General features: G+C 45.1%; 16 protein-coding genes. All 16 read left to right on the top strand.

The annotated features are described in order from the left end of the window. Positions 1-11 precede the first annotated feature (11 nt). Complete coding sequence (locus KGMB01110_RS03725; RefSeq protein ID WP_117604243.1) at positions 12-710, top strand: zinc metallopeptidase; 699 nt, start codon at positions 12-14, stop codon at positions 708-710. Further along, entirely contained in the window at positions 703-2163 is a 1461-nt protein-coding gene (gene rsmB / locus KGMB01110_RS03720; RefSeq protein WP_119297597.1) for a 16S rRNA (cytosine(967)-C(5))-methyltransferase RsmB, read from the top strand. The genes KGMB01110_RS03725 and rsmB overlap by 8 nt, the downstream gene beginning before the upstream one ends. A 102-nt stretch (positions 2164-2265) precedes the next feature. Next, positions 2266-3306, top strand: coding sequence for a 23S rRNA (adenine(2503)-C(2))-methyltransferase RlmN (gene rlmN, locus KGMB01110_RS03715; protein ID WP_117888904.1), 1041 nt, complete (start codon positions 2266-2268; stop codon positions 3304-3306). Between the two features lie 9 nt (positions 3307-3315). Continuing rightward, entirely contained in the window at positions 3316-4059 is a 744-nt protein-coding gene (locus KGMB01110_RS03710) for a Stp1/IreP family PP2C-type Ser/Thr phosphatase (RefSeq protein WP_117604240.1), read from the top strand. Then, positions 4053-6113: a Stk1 family PASTA domain-containing Ser/Thr kinase gene (gene pknB, locus KGMB01110_RS03705; protein ID WP_119297596.1), complete on the top strand. Its 2061-nt coding sequence runs from the start codon at positions 4053-4055 to the stop codon at positions 6111-6113. The genes KGMB01110_RS03710 and pknB overlap by 7 nt, the downstream gene beginning before the upstream one ends. Before the next feature lie 70 nt (positions 6114-6183). Further along, on the top strand, positions 6184-7062 hold the full coding sequence (gene rsgA, locus KGMB01110_RS03700; RefSeq protein ID WP_119297595.1) for a ribosome small subunit-dependent GTPase A: 879 nt from the start codon (positions 6184-6186) through the stop codon (positions 7060-7062). 4 nt (positions 7063-7066) lie between these two features. Next, a complete protein-coding gene (rpe, locus tag KGMB01110_RS03695; protein WP_119297594.1) occupies positions 7067-7729 on the top strand; it encodes a ribulose-phosphate 3-epimerase in 663 nt (220 codons plus the stop codon). Beyond that, positions 7722-8429 carry a thiamine diphosphokinase gene (locus KGMB01110_RS03690; protein ID WP_119297593.1) on the top strand — a complete coding sequence of 236 codons (708 nt, stop codon included), beginning with the start codon at positions 7722-7724 and terminating at the stop codon, positions 8427-8429. The genes rpe and KGMB01110_RS03690 overlap by 8 nt, the downstream gene beginning before the upstream one ends. A 145-nt stretch (positions 8430-8574) precedes the next feature. After that, complete coding sequence (locus KGMB01110_RS03685) at positions 8575-9435, top strand: YitT family protein (protein ID WP_119297592.1); 861 nt, start codon at positions 8575-8577, stop codon at positions 9433-9435. 98 nt (positions 9436-9533) lie between these two features. Further along, a complete protein-coding gene (ychF, locus tag KGMB01110_RS03680; protein ID WP_119297591.1) occupies positions 9534-10631 on the top strand; it encodes a redox-regulated ATPase YchF in 1098 nt (365 codons plus the stop codon). Between the two features lie 107 nt (positions 10632-10738). Then, a complete protein-coding gene (gene lgt, locus KGMB01110_RS03675) occupies positions 10739-11662 on the top strand; it encodes a prolipoprotein diacylglyceryl transferase (RefSeq protein ID WP_119297590.1) in 924 nt (307 codons plus the stop codon). A 236-nt stretch (positions 11663-11898) separates the two neighbouring features. Next, positions 11899-15438, top strand: coding sequence for a pyruvate:ferredoxin (flavodoxin) oxidoreductase (nifJ, locus tag KGMB01110_RS03670; protein ID WP_119297589.1), 3540 nt, complete (start codon positions 11899-11901; stop codon positions 15436-15438). 393 nt (positions 15439-15831) lie between these two features. Continuing rightward, a complete protein-coding gene (locus tag KGMB01110_RS03665; protein ID WP_119297588.1) occupies positions 15832-16410 on the top strand; it encodes a glycerol-3-phosphate responsive antiterminator in 579 nt (192 codons plus the stop codon). Positions 16411-16551: 141 nt separating this feature from the next. Further along, the gene (gene glpK, locus KGMB01110_RS03660; protein ID WP_119297587.1) at positions 16552-18048 is read left to right on the top strand and encodes a glycerol kinase GlpK; all 1497 of its coding nucleotides are present in this window, start codon (positions 16552-16554) and stop codon (positions 18046-18048) included. Between the two features lie 148 nt (positions 18049-18196). Further along, the gene (locus tag KGMB01110_RS03655; RefSeq protein ID WP_117604230.1) at positions 18197-18910 is read left to right on the top strand and encodes an MIP/aquaporin family protein; all 714 of its coding nucleotides are present in this window, start codon (positions 18197-18199) and stop codon (positions 18908-18910) included. Between the two features lie 143 nt (positions 18911-19053). Next, the gene (locus KGMB01110_RS03650) at positions 19054-20490 is read left to right on the top strand and encodes an NAD(P)/FAD-dependent oxidoreductase (protein WP_119299071.1); all 1437 of its coding nucleotides are present in this window, start codon (positions 19054-19056) and stop codon (positions 20488-20490) included. Positions 20491-20497: the final 7 nt, after the last annotated feature.

The raw sequence follows: 20497 nt of genomic DNA, 5'->3' as shown, positions 1-20497 counted from the left end.
AGGTTTCTGACATGTTTTACTATTATTACGATGGAACATATTTACTGGTTGTGATCGGAGCGCTGTTAAGCCTGATGGCTTCGGCAAAGGTGAAAAGCAGTTTCGCAAGGTATTCCAATGTCCGCAGCATGAGCGGGATGACCGGAAGAGAAGCGGCGGAACGCATTTTAAGAAACAGTGGGATCTATGACGTACAGGTGCAACATATTTACGGCAACCTGACGGATCATTATGATCCGAGGAACAAGGTGTTAAGTCTTTCGGACAGTGTCTACAATTCCAATTCGGTGGCAGCCATCGGCGTGGCAGCCCATGAGTGCGGACATGCGATCCAGCATGCCAAAGGGTACGCGCCATTGTCTATCCGTGGTGCACTGGTTCCGGTGGCAAATTTCGGATCCACCATCTCCTGGCCGCTGATCCTTATGGGACTGCTGATCAGGAGCAATGCATCCATGTTGTTCATTAATCTGGGGATTCTGGCGTTTTCTTTTGCCGTTCTTTTCCAGATTGTGACATTGCCGGTAGAATTTAATGCATCCAGAAGAGCAGTGAGGATTCTGGGAGAAACCGGAATGTTGGGGCCGGATGAACTGAGAGGCACCAGAAAAGTCTTAAGTGCAGCAGCACTGACCTATGTAGCCGGTGCGGCAGCAGGAATCCTGCAGTTACTGCGGCTTCTGATCATCGGAGGAAGAAGGAATGACTAAAACCATCAGCGAACGTGAGATTGCGTTCGCTACTTTATACGAAATTACAGAAAACGGAGTCTACAGCCATGTGATCCTGGGAGAGGTGCTGAACAAGTATCAGTATCTGGAGAAGCGGGAAAGAGCCTTCATCACAAGAGTGGTGGAGGGAACGCTGGAACATCAGATTGAGCTGGACTATATTCTGGATCAGTTTTCAAAGACGAAGACAAGAAAGATGAAACCGGTAATCCGCTGTATTTTGCGGATGTCGGTCTATCAGTTGAAATATATGGACAGCGTGCCGGTACATGCTGTCTGCAATGAAGCAGTGAAACTGGCGGTGAAAAAAGGATTTTCCGGATTGAAAGGTTTTGTAAACGGAGTCCTTCGAAATGTGGCAAGATCGCTGGATCAGGTAAAATATCCGGGAAAAGAGGAGCCGCTTCGTTATCTTTCGGTTCGTTATTCGATGCCGGAGTGGATCGTAAAGCTGTGGCTGGATGCCTATTCTTTTGAAGTGGTAGAACAGATCCTGCAAGGATTACAGGAGAAACGGCCGCTGACCGTGCGTTGCAATCCTATGCAGGGGACGCCGGAAGCACTGAAAAAACGCCTGGAAAAAGAAGGAGTTACGGTCAGTGTGCATCCTTATCTGAAAGAAGCCTTGATCCTGTCGGATCTGGATCATTTAAGTGCGCTGGAAAGTTTCAGGGATGGAGCCTTCCAGGTGCAGGATGTAAGTTCCATGCTGGTTGGGGAAGTGGCGGATCCGGCCAAAGGAGCGAAGGTACTGGATGTCTGTGCGGCACCCGGCGGCAAATCCATCCATATTGCACAGCTGCTGGACGGAACCGGTTCTGTGGAAGCCAGAGATCTGACCGAAGCGAAAGCAGAACTGATCCGGGAAAATGTAAAGCGGTGCAAGGCAGAAAATCTGACGGTCAAGGTGGCAGATGCACAGTGTGAAGATCCGGACTGGAAAGAACAGGCGGATCTGGTGATCGCGGATCTTCCCTGTTCCGGGCTGGGTGTTATGGGCAGAAAGCCGGATCTGAAATACCGGATGACGAAAGAAGATGCCCTTCAGCTTGCAGAATTACAGAGGCAGATGCTCTCTGTGGTAAAGAATTATGTGGCACCGGGTGGGACTCTGATGTACAGTACCTGTACGATTCACCGGGCGGAAAATGAAGAAAATGTAAAATGGTTCTTAAAAGAATTTCCGGAATTTGAACTGGAAGAGATCCGGCCTTATCTGCCGGAAGTCTTGAGAGCGGATGCACAGACACTGAGTGGCTGTGATGCGAAAGATCCGGAAGATACAGATGCACAGAAATCACGGTCGGAGAATGGTCAGCTGCCGGAGACAAAAGACACAGCAGCGCCGCCGGCCGGAATGATACAGCTTCTTCCGGGAGTGCATGCGTGTGATGGATTTTTCCTGGCAAAATTTCGAAAGAAAAAAAGATAAAGCTCGGGATCAGAGTTGAAAAGCAGAACTGAATGAAAATGAAAGTAAAAAGAAAAAGCAAGACAGTAACAGAAATAAGAACAAGGGGAAAAGCGGGATAGCATGAAGAAAGATATCGCTTCGTTAAACTGGGAAGAACTTCAAAAAGAATTGCTGGAGGCAGGAGAAAAGAAATTTCGTGCCAGTCAGATCTATGAATGGATTCATAAAAAAGGCGCCGAAGATTTTTCGGAGATGACCAATCTCTCCAAGGTACTTCGGGAAAAGCTGGAACAAAGTTTCCGGATCCCGAAAGTGGAAATGATTGCCAGACAGATTTCAAAAAAAGACGGAACCAACAAATTTTTGTTCTGTCTGGAAGATGGAAACGTAGTGGAAAGCGTGCTGATGCGATATAAACATGGAAATTCTGTGTGCATTTCTTCTCAGGTTGGTTGTCGGATGGGATGCAGATTCTGTGCGTCTACACTGGATGGACTGGAGAGAAATTTAGTACCTGCTGAGATGTTGGGGCAGATCTATCGAATCGAGAAGATCATCGGAGAACGGGTTTCTAATGTGGTCGTGATGGGAACGGGGGAACCGTTGGATAATTATGATAATCTGCTGAAATTTATCCATTTGCTGACGGATGAACATGGCTTACATATCAGTCAGAGAAATGTGACCGTATCAACCTGTGGAATTGTGCCGAAGATCTTAAGCCTTGCCGAGGAAAATATGCAGATTACACTGGCGCTATCTCTGCATGGATCCACACAGGAGAAGAGAAAACAACTGATGCCGGTCGCGAATAAGTATGAATTATCCGAGGTTTTAAAAGCCTGTGACACGTATTTTGAAAAAACGGGCAGAAGAATGACCTATGAGTACAGTTTGGTGCATGGTGTGAATGATACGGATCAGGATGCACAGGAACTTTCTGATCTTTTACATGGAAGGAACTGCCATCTGAATCTGATTCCGGTCAACCCGATCAAGGAGAGAGACTATCAGCGTCCTACGCGGGAAAATGCACAGAAATTTCAAAATAAACTTGAAAAACGCGGAATAAATGTTACTATAAGAAGGGAAATGGGCTCTGATATCGATGGGGCCTGTGGACAACTTCGAAGACGATTTGCGCAAGCAGAGGAAGGATAAGGAAACTACATGAAAAGTTATTCATTGACAGATGTTGGTGTCGTAAGAAAAGTGAATCAGGATTACGTATATACCAGTGACAAACCGGTTGGACATCTGCCGAATCTGTTTGTGGTCGCGGATGGAATGGGCGGACACCGTGCCGGAGATTATGCTTCGAAATATACGGTGGAAGTGCTGGAGAGAGAACTGAAACGCACGGACGAAGAAGACGTGGAGCGTGCGCTGATCCAGGCAGTCAAGGTCGCTAATCATGAGCTGATCCGGGAAGCCGGAACAGATGAGCATCTAAAAGGAATGGGAACCACCATCGTGGTTGCAACCATTATCAACCAGATGATGTATTTTGCAAATGTAGGGGACAGCAGACTGTATCTGATTAACCAGGGAATTCTGCAGCTGACCAAAGACCATTCTCTGGTAGAAGAGATGGTGAGACTGGGAGGAATCAAGCCGGAAGAGGCGAAACATCACCCGGATAAAAATATCATCACCAGGGCAATTGGAGCCAAAGAAGAAGTAGAAGTAGATTTTTATGAACATCGGTTAAAAAAAGGGGATATCATTTTGATGTGTACCGATGGCTTGAGCAACATGGTGGAAGACGAGGAACTCTTCCATATTGTACAGGGAGCAAGAGATGTTGTGGAAGCCGCGGAGATGCTGGTAGAGACAGCAAAGGAAAACGGCGGTACGGATAATATCGGTCTTGTACTGATCGTACCGGGTTTGGGTGAGGTGAGTATATGTTAAAGTCGGGAGTTTATTTAGGAAAGCGATATGAGATTATCGAGCGGATCGGATCCGGCGGGATGGCAGATGTCTATAAAGGAATGGACCATAAGCTGAACCGATACGTTGCAATTAAAGTATTAAAGAGTGATTACAGGACAGATGGAGTGTTTGTCTCCAAATTTGTCAGTGAGGCCAGAGCAGCAGCCGGACTGATGGATCCCAATGTGGTAAATGTATACGACGTGGGACAGGATCGCGGACTGTATTTTATGGTTATGGAACTGGTGGAAGGCATCACTCTGAAAGATTATATAGAAAAGAAAGGCAGACTTTCTGCCAAAGAGACCATCAGCATTGCCATCCAGATGGCGGCTGGAATGGAGGCTGCTCACAGCCATCATATTATCCACAGGGATATTAAGCCACAGAATATCATTATTTCCAAAAACGGAAAAGTAAAGGTGACGGATTTCGGAATTGCCAGGGCAACGACCTCTGCCAATACCATCAGTTCCAATGTGATGGGATCTGTACATTATACCTCTCCGGAACAGGCGAGAGGCGGCGTGACTGACGCAAAGAGTGATATTTATTCCGCCGGAATCACCATGTATGAGATGGTGACAGGGCATGTGCCGTTTGATGGGGATTCTACGGTTTCGATTGCGATCAAACAGTTGCAGGAAGAGATCGTTCCGCCGTCAGAAGAGGTGGATATTCCATATAGTTTAGAGCAGATTATTTTGAAATGTACCCAGAAGAGTCCGGATCGCAGATATCACAACGCTCAGGAGTTGATGCTGGATCTGAAACGTTCTCTGGTAGATCCGGAAGGAGATTTTGTCCGGATCGATGGGATGCCGATGGATACTTCTGCTACGGTGATGGTGACAGAAGATGAACTGGCAAGAATTAAAAACTCTTCGTATGATGACGAGTATGACGATGACTATGATGATGACGAGTACGATGAGTATGATGACGACGGCTACGACGATGAGTATGAGGACGACGAGTATGACGATGACTATGACGATGACGGAGCGCAGGATGAGGATGTAAATCCGAGAATGGCGAAAGTCATGAAGATCCTGATGATCGTTGTGGCGGTGATTATTGCATTTATTGCAATCTTCCTGATCGGAAAAGCAGCCGGTGTGTTCAAATTTGGGCCGGGAACCGCGATTACTGATACAAAATCGGAAAAAGTGGAAGTGCCGAATGTAGTAGGTATAGACGAAGATGAGGCGATTAAAGCTTTGAATAAAGCTGGTCTGGGGTATAAGATCACAGCCAGAAAAGAATCTGATAAATACGAGAAGGGCGAAGTGATGCAGCAGAGCCCGGCAGGTGGTAAGAAAGCCAAGAAGAATTCGCAGATAGAGCTGGTCATCAGCAGCGGTAAGAAGGCAGAGGAAGTCAGTGTACCGGATGTAACCGGTAAGTCTGAATCTGATGCCCAGAAGATTCTGGAAGATGCGGGATTTGTAGTGAAGTCTGAAGCAACATACAGCGACGATGTGGATGAGGGCGATGTCATTTTCACAGATCCGGTAGCGGGAAGCAAGTTAAAAGAAGGCGATACCGTGACGATGAAAGTCAGCATGGGTGCCGAGAAAGCGGAAGTCCCGAGCCTGACCGGTAAATCTGAATCTGAAGCACAGTCCTTGCTTGCACAGGCAGGACTGGAGGTGGGAAATGTAACCTCCAAGTACAGTGATTCTGTAGCTGAGGGATGTATCATTTCTCAGGGAATCAAAGCAGGCAAGAAAGTATCCAAGGGAACCAGTGTGGACTATGTAGTCAGCAAGGGCCCGCAAACGAAGATGGTTACGGTACCGACTCTGACAGGAAAGACGGGAGATGAGGCAGCAGTTGCGCTTCAGAACGCCGGTCTGAATGTGGGAAGTGTGACCTATGAATACAGCAATACCGTATCGGTTGGTTATGTAATTTCACAGTCGGCATCTCCGGGAAGCCAGATGGAAGAAGGAGCTTCCGTGAGTTATGTAATCAGTAACGGAAGGGAAGAACCGGATACAGACGACGACACAGAAAGCCAGAGTGAATAAGGCGTGAATCAACAAACTTTGATAAGCAGGACTTAATGCGAACCGGCAGACAGAAACGACAGGATACAAGATGCAGGGAAGAATTATAAAAGGAATTGCCGGATTCTACTACGTTTACGTGGTAGGATCCGGTGTTTATGAATGTAAGGCAAAAGGAATTTTCCGAAAAGAAAAAAAGAAACCGCTGGTAGGGGATCTGGTGGAGATCAGTGTGCTGGATGAAGCGGCAAAAGAGGGAAATCTGGATGTGATTCTGCCTCGAAAAAACGAATTGATTCGTCCGGCTTCGGCAAATGTGGATCAGGCGTTGGTGGTGTTTGCAGTGACAAAACCAAAGCCTCATTTTCATTTACTGGATCGGTTTCTGGTGATGATGGAACGTAAAGATATTCCGGTGATTCTGTGTTTTAACAAACAGGATCTGGCAAAAGACGAAGAGATGCAGGAACTTCTGGAAATTTATCAGACCTGCGGTTACCCGGTGATCTTTGCAAGCGCCAGAAAAGAAGAAAATATCGATCCGATCCGGAAGGCACTGAAAGGAAAGACGACTGTGATTGCCGGACCTTCCGGAGTGGGAAAATCTTCTTTGATCAATTTGTTGTCTCCGGAGGCTGAGATGGAGACCGGTTCCATCAGCCGGAAGATCGATCGTGGAAAGCATACCACAAGACATGCGGAACTTTTGCCGATTGACGAAGATTCCTTTATCATGGACACGCCGGGATTCAGTTCCCTCTATGTCAATGATATGGAAAAAGAAGAACTGAAATACTGCTTTCGGGAGTTTGCTCCATATGAGGGGAAATGTCGTTTTAACGGCTGTGACCATGTACACGAGCCGGACTGCGCAGTAAAGCAGGCGGTGGAAGAAGGAAAGATCCCGAAGATGCGGTATCAGAATTATACAGAACTCTATCAGGAAATGAAAGAAAAAAAGAGGTATTAAAGGTATGGAAAACATTTTGGCACCATCCATTTTGGCAGCAGATTTTAAAGAACTGGGACAGGCAATTAAGACGATCGAGGAAAATGGAGCAGAATATCTTCATTATGATGTGATGGACGGAATCTTCGTTCCAAGCATTTCTTTTGGAATGCCGGTACTTTCTTCGATCCGTTCCTGTACGAATCAGGTGATGGACGTACATTTGATGATCACAGAACCCATTCGTTATATTAAAGAATTTAAAGAGGCAGGCGCAGATCTGATCACGATCCATCTGGAAGCCTGTGAAGATGTGGCGGCAACCATCAAAGCCATTCGGGAAGCAGGGCTGAAAGTAGGGCTTTCCATCAAACCGGCAACAGAAGCAGAAGCGATCCGCCCATATTTGGATCAGATTGATATGATTCTGGTGATGAGTGTAGAGCCTGGATTCGGTGGACAGAAATTTATTCCGGAATCCCTGGATAAGATCCGTGCACTTCGCGCTATGGTAGAGGAAGCTGGCGTGGATGTGGATATCGAAGTGGACGGCGGAATTTATCAGGCAAATGTAAAAGAAGTGCTGGATGCAGGAGCAAATATCATCGTATCCGGATCCGGAGTCTTCAAAGGAGATATTGCCAAAAACACCAGAGAATTTATGGAGATTTTAAACAGTCATGAGTAAATATACGGTGATCGTAAGCGGCGGAACATTAGACGAGTCTTTTGTTCTGCCCATTTTAACTGGCCAGAATGGTTGGGAGTATCTGCAGTTAGAAGAATCTGCAGTTAGAGAAGAGAAGGAAGAAATTGGTTATGTGATCGCAGTGGATGCAGGGCTGAAGTTCCTGTACCGTCATCAGATCCTGCCGGATATTATTGTGGGAGATTTTGATAGTCTGGAGGATGGAATCCTGCCCTGGTATCAGGAACATTTTTCCATCCCGATCCGGAAATTTAATCCGGTCAAAGATGCATCTGATACGGAAATTGCCATTCGCCAGGCACTGGAGCATGGCAAAGAGCCGATTCGGATTCTGGGCGGAACCGGAACAAGGATTGACCATATCTGGGCGAATGTACAGTGCTTAAAGATTGCAAAGGATGCCGGTGTAGAAGCGGAACTTCTGGATCCGCACAACCGGATTCGGCTGATCGACCGCGAAGTACATTTAAAAAAAGAAGAGGCCTTCGGTCCGTACTTCTCCCTGTTTGCGTTGGGAGGAGCGGTCGGAGATCTGAGTATAACCGGAGCAAAATATCCACTTTCTCATCATTTGCTGGAACCTTATGACAGCTTAAGCGTCAGCAATCAGATCCAGGAAGAGGAAGTTGTGATCACTTACGGCAGCGGACAACTGGTATTAATGGAGACGAGAGACTAAAATGGTTTCTTGTCTCGTTTTGAATTCATGACAATAGAATGTTTGTAAAGTGTGTATTCTATGATTTATGCTTGTTCAGCACTGACCGAAGTAGAACGCAGATGTTTCGATAACTTGAAAAAACTGAGGAGTGAAGGAAAAGAAGATGGGGAAAAAACAGATAACAGCAACAGATCTCATAAAAGAAATTGTAGTATTGACCTGGGCCGTGGCGATCATAGCGGCAGCCGTTTACTTTTTTCTGGTGCCGAGCCATACATCCGTGAGCAGTATTTCAGGACTCGGAATCGTACTGGCGAATTTCGTACCGTTGCCACTGTCGGCAATTACGATGATATTGAATGTAGTCCTTCTGGTCATCGGATTTTTTACCTGTGGTCGGGAGTTTGGTGCAAAGACAGTTTATACAAGTGTTGTGTTGCCGTTGTTTATCGGTCTGTTTGAAAAAATTGCACCGGATTTCCAGTCACTGACAGGCAGTCAGGAATTGGATGTGCTTTGCTATATCCTGGTAGTCAGTGTGGGGTTAAGTATTTTGTTTAATAGAAACGCTTCTTCCGGCGGTTTGGATATTGTGGCAAAGATTCTGAATAAATATTTACATATGGAGTTGGGAAAAGCCATGTCATTTTCCGGAATGTGCGTGGCATTGTCTGCGGCACTGGTCTACGACAAGAAGACAGTTGTTCTGAGTATCCTTGGAACATATTTTAATGGAATCGTTCTGGATCATTTTATTTTTGATCATAATATAAAGCGCAGAGTTTGCGTTATCACGGACAAGGAAGAAGAACTTCGCAAATTCATTATAGAGGATTTACACAGTGGAGCAACGATTTATGAAGCGACCGGTGCGTATGATTTCCAGAAGCATAATGAGATCATTACGATAGTGGATAAGACAGAATATCAGAAACTGATGAATTTTATCAGCCGCATAGATCCAAAAGCCTTTGTGACGGTGTATAATGTGTCGAATATGCGGTATCAGCCGAAGATAAGATAATAGAAAAAATTGTACATTTTCACCTCAATATGATACACTATATGGATGTATGAACGAATTTAGAAAAAACAAGATGTTTTAAAGGAGAAATATACTGTATGAAGCTCGGAATCGTGGGATTACCAAATGTAGGAAAAAGTACGTTATTTAACTCGCTGACCAAAGCGGGTGCAGAATCAGCCAACTATCCGTTCTGTACCATCGACCCGAATGTAGGTGTGGTAACAGTGCCGGATGAAAGATTAAATGTATTAGGAGAAATGTATCAGACGAAAAAAATCGTTCCGGCTGTGATCGAATTTGTTGACATTGCAGGTCTGGTGAAGGGTGCATCCAAGGGAGAAGGTCTTGGAAATCAGTTCCTTGCAAATATCCGTGAGGTAGATGCGATCGTCCATGTGGTACGCTGCTTTGAGGACAGCAACATTGTTCATGTAGACGGTTCCATCAATCCGATGCGAGATGTGGAGACGATCAATTTTGAGCTGATCTTTTCCGATATTGAAATTCTGGAACGAAGAATCGCAAAGGTTGTCAAACTTTCCAGAAATGATAAGGCAGCAGCAAAAGAACTGGAAATGTTAAAACGTCTGAAAGCATGGCTGGAAGACGGCAAGCTGGCAAAAACATTTGAATTGCTGGATGAAGAGGAAGAAGAGTGGTTTGGAACTTATAATCTTCTGACCGCAAAACCGGTGATCTTTGCAGCAAATGTAACCGAAGAAGATCTGCCGGATGACGGAGCAAATAACGAAGGGGTTCAGGCACTGAGAGCGTATGCTGCACAGGAGAACTGCGAAGTGTTTGTGGTATGTGCGCAGATTGAACAGGAGATTGCAGAACTGGAAGAGGATGAAAAGAAAATGTTCTTAGAGGATCTGGGTCTGAAGGAATCTGGTCTGGAGAAATTGATCCGCGCAAGTTATCATCTGCTGGGACTGATCAGTTACCTGACAGCGGGAGAACCGGAAGTTCGTGCATGGACTATTACAAAGGGAACCAAAGCGCCACAGGCAGCAGGAAAGATCCATACAGATTTCGAACGTGGATTTATTCGTGCAGAGGTTGTAAGCTATGACGATCTGATCGCATGTGGAAGCCATGCGGCAGCCCGTGAAAAAGGCCTGATCCGTCTGGAAGGAAAAGATTATGTGGTACAGGATGGAGACATCATGCTGTTCCGTTTTAATGTATAAGAAAAAGAGAGTGGCTCATTTTCTGAATTCGGACAAACCAGACTTTGGATCTTGAAGACAGGTAGGATACGGAAAGGAATAGAGCGTGACAGAAAAGGGGTAGCAACATGCATATGGATATTGCATTCCCAAATATCGGAATTCATCTTTCTCATGTGGGAAAATCCATTTCGATCTTTGGATTTGAGATTGCATTCTATGGAATGATCATTGGAATGGCAATTTTGCTTGGTATTTTTATTGCGGTTCGGGAAGCCAGAAGAACCAGACAGAATCCGGATATTTATTTTGATCTGGCAATCTATGGGGTCATCGTCAGTGTGATCTGCGCCAGATTATATTACGTGATTTTTTCCTGGGATATGTACAAAGGCAATCTTTTGAGTATCCTGAATCTGCGGCAGGGCGGACTGGCAATTTACGGCGGAATCATCGGTGCGGTCCTGACTGGAACGGTTTACTGTAAGATCAAACATCTGCATGTACCGTTGATTTTTGATACGGTGGCAATCAGTATTGTAAATGGACAGATGTTAGGACGTTGGGGAAACTTTTTCAACCGGGAAGCGTTCGGAGAATATACCAACGGACTTCTGGCAATGAGATTGCCGGTGGATGCGGTCCGGGCAGCAGACATTACGGACAAGATGCGGGAACATCTGACGAAGATTGACGGTGTCAGATATATTCAGGTAAGCCCGACTTTTTTATATGAATCGTTCTGGTGTATGCTGATCGTGATTTTTCTGGTCTGGTATCGGAAGAGAAAGCGTTACGACGGAGAATTGTTCCTGTTGTATCTGTTTGCCTATGCACTTGGCAGAGTCTGGATTGAAGGACTCCGGACAGATCAGCTGAAGCTTCCGGGACTCGGATGGCCGGTATCTCAGCTGCTGGCGGGACTGATTGTGCTGGGAGTCGGAGGAGTGCTTATTTATAACCATAAGAACCTGGAACGGATCGAATACGAAGAGTTCCAGAGGAAGAGAAGGGAAAGAGAACGCAGAAAGGCAGCCCGGTCGGAAAAATAAACAAGAAAATTTTAGAAAGAAATACCGGATGTTCCCGGACGGACAGTGTAGCAATCTGTCTGCCAGGAGGGTTTGGTATTTCTTTTTTTTATGATGTGATAAGGAATGAATATTGTATACAAAAAGGAACAAGAATCTGGGAAACTTTTATGGACATTTTGGTATAACCGCATTATAATAACAATATGTGTGATTAAATATTTTTATCAATGCAAAACCTAAGGAGGAATAAGGAAATGGCAAGAAAAATGAAGACCATGGATGGTAATCAGGCCGCAGCTCACGTGTCTTACGCGTATACAGAAGTTGCAGCGATTTACCCAATTACACCGTCATCTGTTATGCCTGAACATATTGACGAGTGGGCAACAGAAGGTCGTAAGAACTTATATGGACAGACCGTACAGGTAACAGAGATGCAGTCTGAGGCTGGTGCAGCAGGTGCAGTACACGGAGCTCTTTCAGCAGGAGCAATGACTACTACATTTACAGCATCTCAGGGTCTGCTTCTGATGATTCCTAACTTATATAAAGTTGCAGGTGAGCAGCTGCCGGGAGTATTCAATGTTTCCGCTCGTGCTCTTGCAACCCACGCACTGAACATCTTCGGAGATCACTCTGATGTTTATGCCTGTCGTCAGACCGGAGCTGCTATGCTCTGCGAGTCCAGCGTACAGGAAGTTATGGACCTGACACCGGTTGCACACTGTGCAGCACTGGAAGGAAAGATTCCGTTCATTAACTTCTTCGACGGATTCCGTACATCTCACGAGATCCAGAAGATTGAGACATGGGATTATGAAGATCTTGGAGATCTCCTGAACAAAGAGGCTCTGGCTGAGTTCCGTGCACACGCTCTGAACCCGAATCATCCATGCCAGAGAGGATCTGCTCAGAACCCGGATATCTTCTTCCAGGCAAGAGAAGCATGTAACCCGTATTACGATGCTCTTCCGGCAATCGTTCAGGACTACATGGACAAAGTAAATGCTAAGATCGGTACAGATTACAAACTGTTCAACTACTATGGAGCAGCTGATGCAGAGCACGTAATCGTTGCTATGGGATCTGTTTGTGATACAATCGAAGAGACAATCGACCATCTGGTAGCAGCTGGCGAAAAAGTCGGTGTTGTAAAAGTACGTCTGTACAGACCGTTCAGTGCAGAAGCTCTGATCGAAGCAATTCCGGACAGCGTAAAGAGAATCTCTGTTCTTGACAGAACCAAAGAGCCAGGATCTCTTGGAGAGCCTCTGTATCTGGATGTTGTTGCAGCTCTGAAAGGATCTAAATTCGATGCAGTTCCGGTTATGACTGGACGTTACGGATTAGGTTCCAAAGATACAACACCTGCACAGATCGTTGCAGTATATCACAACACAGAAAAACAGAAATTCACAATCGGTATCAAAGATGATGTGACAAACCTGTCACTGGAAGTAGGACCGGCACTTGTTACAACTCCGGAAGGAACCATCAACTGTAAGTTCTGGGGTCTGGGAGCAGATGGTACAGTAGGTGCTAACAAGAACTCCATCAAGATCATCGGTGATAACACAGATATGTACGCTCAGGCTTACTTTGATTATGACTCTAAGAAGTCCGGTGGTGTTACAATGTCTCACCTGCGTTTCGGTAAGAAGCCGATCAAGTCAACATACCTGATCCATCAGGCAAACTTTGTTGCTTGTCATAATCCTTCTTATGTAAATAAATACAACATGGTTCAGGAACTTGTTGATGGTGGTACATTCCTGTTGAACTGCCCATGGGATATGGAAGATCTCGAGAAACATCTGCCGGGACAGGTTAAAGCATTTATCGCTGACCACAACATCAAATTCTACACCATCGATGGTATCAAGATCGGTAAAGAGATCGGACTTGGTGGACGTATCAACACTGTTCTTCAGTCTGCATTCTTCAAGCTGGCTAACATCATTCCGGAAGAAGATGCAATCAACCTGATGAAGGCTGCTGCAAAAGCTACATACGGAAGAAAAGGTGACAAGATCGTTCAGATGAATTACGATGCAATCGACGCTGGTGCTAAGCAGGTTGTAGAGATTAACGTTCCGGATTCCTGGAAATCCTGTGAAGACGAAGGTCTGTTCACACCGGAAGTTAAGGGTGGAAGAGATGACGTTGTAGACTTCGTTAAGAACATTCAGGCTAAAGTAAATGCTCAGGAAGGTAATACACTTCCGGTATCTGCTTTCCATGATTATGTAGATGGATCCACACCGTCTGGTGCAGCTGCATACGAGAAACGTGGTATCGCAGTAGATATCCCGGTTTGGAAAGAAGAAAATTGTATCCAGTGTAACCGTTGTGCATATGTTTGTCCTCATGCAGTTATCCGTCCGGTAGCTCTGACAGAAGAGGAACTTGCTAAGGCTCCGGAAGGAACAAAAGCAATCGATATGATCGGTATGCCTGGAATGAAATTTGTTATGACAGTATCTGCTCTTGACTGTACAGGATGCGGATCTTGTGCAAACGTTTGTCCTGGAAAGAAGGGCGAAAAAGCTCTGGTTATGGAAAACATGGAAGCAAATGTTGCAAGCCAGGAAGTATTCGACTTTGGTGTTGAAATTCCGGTAAAACCAGAAGTTGTTGCTAAATTTAACGAAGCAACCGTTAAGGGAAGCCAGTTCAAACAGCCACTGCTTGAGTTCTCTGGAGCATGTGCTGGTTGTGGTGAAACACCTTACGCAAAACTGATCACACAGCTGTTCGGTGACAGAATGTACATCGCAAATGCAACAGGATGTTCTTCTATCTGGGGTAACTCCTCACCGTCCACACCTTACACAGTAAACGCTCAGGGAAGAGGACCGGCTTGGTCAAACTCTCTGTTCGAGGATAACGCTGAGTTTGGTTATGGTATGCTGCTTGCTCAGAACACCATTCGTGACAGACTGAAAGTAAAAGTAGAACAGCTTGCAGAAGAAGCATCTAACGAAGATGTGAAGGCAGCTGCAAAAGATTATCTGGATACATTCGCTGTTGGAGCAACCAACGGATCTGCTACTGACAAACTGGTAGCTGCTCTGGAAGCTTGCGACTGCGACGGAGATCTGAAGAAAGACATTCTGGCTGAGAAAGACTTCCTGGCTAAGAAATCTCAGTGGATCTTCGGTGGAGACGGATGGGCTTACGATATCGGATTTGGTGGTGTTGACCACGTACTTGCAAGCGGTAAGGACATCAACATCATGGTATTCGATACAGAAGTTTACTCCAATACAGGTGGACAGTCCTCCAAGGCTACAAAGACTGGTGCTACTGCACAGTTCGCAGCAGGCGGAAAAGAAACCAAGAAGAAAGACCTTGCTGGTATCGCAATGAGCTATGGCTATGTATACGTTGCACAGATCGCTATGGGTGCTGACTTCAACCAGACTGTAAAAGCAATTGCAGAGGCTGAGGCATATCCGGGACCGTCACTGATCATCGCATACGCTCCATGTATCAACCACGGTATCAAGAAGGGTATGAGCAAAGCTCAGACAGAGGAACAGTTAGCAGTAGAATGCGGATACTGGAACAACTTCAGATTCAATCCGGCAGCTGAAAAGGGTAAATTCACTCTGGACAGCAAGGCTCCGAAGGCTGAAGAGTATCAGGACTTCCTGAATGGAGAGGTACGTTACAACGCACTTGCAAGACAGAATCCGGAGAAGGCAGCAAGACTGTTTGCTCAGAACGAGAAAGAAGCTATGGAAAGATTTGCATACCTGCAGAAATTAGTAACTCTTTACGGAGAGGACTAATCCACAGTTTCACAATTGTTCAGATTCTGAATCAAGATCATAAAGAAACCCGTCGGACATCAGGTCCGGCGGGTTTTTCTAAATATTCATTTGTCCAGTCCAGGAATGGCTGAAATATAGGACTGTTAAAAGAATAACATAAATTTTGTTCAATTCCATGAATTTTCAAACAAATCAAGGTGCGAAAAATGTAATATTATTACGAGTTGCACAAAAATGAGAAATAGTATTGAAAAAAATTGTGCATTGTGTTAAACTGAGTTTAAGTTAAAGATTGAAGTGAGACGAGAGCACGAGCATGGACGACAGAAATGTCGTATATAAACTTGTGCTTTTTTAGTATAATAAAGAAAAAGAATATTATAAAAATTAAAAAGGGGATTTCAATAGAATATGGATCAAAAATTTTATAATGCGGTGGAAGCAAGTCCGGTAATCGCAGCGATCAAAGACATGGATGGACTTGAAAAATGCTGTCAGGTGGAGGATATCAAGGTTGTGTTTATCCTGTTTGGAGATATCTGTTCCATAGACGGGATCGTACAGAAGCTTCATGAGGCCGGAAAGATCGCCATGGTACATATGGATCTGATCGTGGGCTTAAGTTCCAAAGAAATCGCCGTAGAATATATTAAAAATAATACCCATGCGGATGGAATAATTTCCACCAAACCTGCATTGATTAAAAGAGGGAGAGAATTAGGACTCTATACAGTTTTGAGATTCTTTATCTTGGATTCAATCGCATTGAGAAATGTGGAGATGACCGATCATCAGTACGCGGGAGCACGACCGGATTTTATTGAGATTTTGCCGGGTGTGATGCCGAAGATCATAAAAAGAATTTGCAAGAAAAGTCGCTGTCCGGTGATTGCAGGCGGACTGATCACAGACAAAGAAGATGTGATGGGCGCATTAAATGCCGGTGCGATTTCAGTATCCTCAACGAACCAGGATGTCTGGTTCCTCTGATACACAGGAACATATCTTCTGTGTACGAAAAACGAAGCTGGGTTGTCTAAGGGGCCATTAGACAATTTGGTGATAGATCTGTCAAGTGTATCTTGGGTCGGTACATTTGGCGAAATCCTAGTTTCCTAAAGGAGGACGAATATGGCAAAGTATGTAATGGCACTGGACGCAGGTACAACAAGTAACCGCTGTATCCTTTTCAACGAAAAAGGTGAGATGTGTTCTGTTGCACAGAAGGAATTCACACAGTACTTCCCAAAACCGGGCTGGGTAGAACATGATGCGGAGGAAATCTGGTCAACACAGTTGGAAGTTGCACAGCAGGCAATGGCAAACATCAACGCCACAGCAGCTGACATTGCAGCAATTGGTATTACCAACCAGCGTGAAACAACCATCGTTTGGGACAAGAATACCGGCGAACCTGTATTCCATGCAATTGTATGGCAGTGTCGTAGAACTTCTGAGTACGCAGACAGTCTGAAAGAAAAAGGACTGACTGACAAATTCAGAGAGAAAACAGGACTTGTAATTGACGCGTATTTCTCAGGAACAAAGATCAAATGGATCCTTGACAATGTGGAAGGTGCCCGCGAAAGAGCGGAAAGAGGAGAATTGTTATTTGGTACAGTTGAGACATGGCTGATCTGGAAACTGACCAAAGGTGCCGTTCATGTAACGGATTACTCCAATGCATCCCGTACATTGCTGTTCAACATCAATACCCTGGAATGGGATGATGAGATCCTTGCAGAACTGAATATTCCGAAATGTATGCTTCCGGAAGCAAAACCGTCAAGCTGCATTTACGGAGAAGCTGATCCGGGATTCTTCGGAGGACCGATCCCGATCGCAGGAGCAGCAGGAGATCAGCAGGCAGCATTGTTTGGTCAGACCTGTTTCACAGCAGGCGAGGCAAAGAATACATACGGAACAGGATGCTTCCTTCTGATGAACACAGGAGAAAAACCGGTATTCTCAAAGAATGGACTGGTTACCACGATCGCCTGGGGACTGGACGGAAAAGTGAATTACGCACTGGAAGGTTCTATCTTTGTGGCAGGAGCATCTATTCAGTGGCTGCGTGACGAGATGCGGCTGATTGATTCTTCACCGGATTCTGAATATATGGCAAGAAAGGTGAAAGATACCAATGGATGTTATGTAGTTCCTGCATTTACAGGACTTGGAGCACCTCACTGGGATCAGTATGCAAGAGGAACAATTGTTGGACTTACCCGTGGTGTAAATAAATACCACATTATCCGTGCAACACTGGATTCTCTGGCATATCAGGTAAATGATGTACTGAAGGCAATGGAAGCTGATTCCGGAATCAAACTGGCAGCTCTGAAGGTGGATGGAGGCGCAAGTGCCAACAATCTGCTGATGCAGGAGCAGGCTGATATCAGTAATGCACCGGTTAACCGTCCGATGTGTGTAGAGACCACTGCAATGGGAGCTGCTTATCTGGCAGGTCTGGCAGTTGGCTACTGGTCAAGCAAGGAAGATGTAGTAAAGAACTGGGCAATCGATCGCACCTTCGCGCCGGAGATTTCTGACGAGAAGAGAGAAAAAATGGTCAAGGGCTGGAACAAAGCAGTAAAATGTGCATATGGATGGGCAAAAGAAGATTAAGTAACCGATCGGGAAATCTGAATCATATCAGAAAAAGTAAGATCAGGTAAAGCTTAAAAGGCCATAAAAATTTCAAAACCAGTTTTATTTAAAATCCAAATGCACAAACACAACCGAATAGAGCGATTCTTAAAAAGGGGGACACACTATGTTACCATATATAAGTGAGTTTTTAGGAACCATGATACTGATCCTGTTAGGATGCGGAGTATGTTGTAACGTGAACCTAGATAAATCAGGAATGAAAGGCGGCGGAACTGTTCAGATCACATTTGCCTGGGGTCTTGCAGTGCTGGTACCGGCGTTCATTTTCGGAGAGGCATCCGGAGCATCTTTCAACCCGGCACTTACCATTGCACTTGCAGTGGATGGAAGTTTTGACTGGGCAATGGTACCTGGTTATATTATAGCACAGGTAGCAGGAGCATTTGTTGGCGCAATCTTAGTTTATATCCTGTTTAAAGAACAGTTTGATGCCACAGAAGATCAGGGAACCAAGCTTGGTGTATTTGCAACAGGACCATCTGTTCCGAATACGGCATTGAACTTCCTTTCCGAAGCAATCGGTACATTTGTATTGGTATTTGCTATCAAAGGAATTGGAAATGTAACAGGAATTGCAACTGGTGTTGACAAACTCTTCGTATTCGGAATTATTGTTTCCATCGGTATGTCACTTGGTGGACTGACCGGATATGCGATCAACCCGGCAAGAGATCTTGGACCTCGTCTGGCACATGCGATTCTGCCGATCAAAGACAAAGGTTCATCCAATTTCGGTTATGGTCTGATCGTTCCGATTTTTGGACCAATCGTTGGAGCAATCGTAGCTGTATTGCTTTATGGCGCGATTCCGTGGTAAACTGGTAATAACAAAGAAACAACAATAGCAATAATTGAATAATTGGATTGTGTGAGAACGGAGCCTGACAATCGAGACATATCAGAAGAGGTATGTTTTATTGTCAGGTTCTTTTTTAAAAGTAAGACTGGAGGATATTTATGATGTATGACGTAATTATTATCGGCGCAGGAGTTTCCGGCAGTGCATCTGCAAGAGAAATTTCTCGCTACAAAGTGAATGCGTGCGTACTGGAAAAGGCAGAAGACGTATGTTGCGGAACTTCAAAAGCAAACAGTGCAATCGTCCACGCAGGATTTGACGCAGCAGAAGGATCCCTGATGGCAAAGCTGAATGTAGAGGGAAATCTGATGATGGAGCAGCTGTCAAAGGATCTGGATTTTGACTTTGCGATGAATGGTTCTCTGGTTGTGTGCAGAGCGGAAGAAGATATGCCGAATCTGCAGAAACTTCTGGATCGTGGAATCAAGAACGGAGTGAAAGATCTCCGGATTATCGGAAGAGAAGAATTGGTAGCAATGGAACCGAATATTGCAGACGATGCAGTGGCTGCATTGTATGCACCGACCGGTGGAATTGTATGTCCGTTCGGTCTGAATATTGCGATGGCAGAAAATGCCAGCGACAACGGAGTAGAATTCAAATTCAACACAGAAGTGACCGGATTTAGGAAGATTGACGGTGGATGGATCGTTGAGACGAATCAGGGTGAATTTGAAACAAAATGTGTGGTAAATGCAGCCGGCGTTTACGCAGATGCAATCCACAATATGGTAAGTGATAAAAAGATCAATATTGTTCCAAGAAGAGGAGATTATTGCCTGTTGGATAAATCCGCAGGAAAGCACGTATCTCATACGATCTTCCCACTTCCTGGAAAATTTGGAAAAGGAATACTGGTATCGCCGACGATCCATGGAAATTTGATCCTCGGACCAACGGCTATTGATATTGAAAATAAAGAAGGAACCAACACCACAAGAGACGGTCTGGACCAGGTGATCGAAAAAGCAGGAGAATATGTAAAAGATCTGCCGCTTCGCTCTGTGATTACTTCCTTTGCCGGACTTCGTGCCCATGAAGGAAATCACGAGTTTATCATCGGAGAAGTAGAAGGTGCCAAAGGCTTTGTAGACTGTGCCGGCATCGAATCTCCGGGACTGACCAGCTCCCCGGCAATCGGAAAGATGGTAGCAGGTATCGTAAAAGATATTCTGGATCTGGAAGAGAAAGAGGACTTTATCGCAACGAGAAAAGGCATCCTGAAACCGGATACCTTATCAAAAGAAGATCGGGACAAACTGATCAAAGAAAATCCGGCATACGGAAAGATCATCTGCCGTTGCGAAATGATCACAGAGGGTGAGATCATTGATGCGATCAAACGTCCGCTGGGTGCAAAATCTCTGGATGGTGTCAAGAGAAGAACCAGAGCGGGAATGGGACGCTGTCAGGCTGGTTTCTGTTCTCCGAGAGTTATGGAGATTCTGGCAAGAGAATGTGACATGGATATGCTGGAAATTACAAAATCCGGTGGAAAATCCGTGATCGCAGTTGGAACAAACAAGGATTCTATTTAAAGGAGGC

This window comes from Mediterraneibacter butyricigenes (assembly GCF_003574295.1).
GTDB classification, from domain to species: domain Bacteria; phylum Bacillota; class Clostridia; order Lachnospirales; family Lachnospiraceae; genus Mediterraneibacter_A; species Mediterraneibacter_A butyricigenes.
The sequence above is the reverse complement of the archived record's forward strand: the minus strand, read 5'-3'. Positions and strand labels throughout refer to the sequence as shown.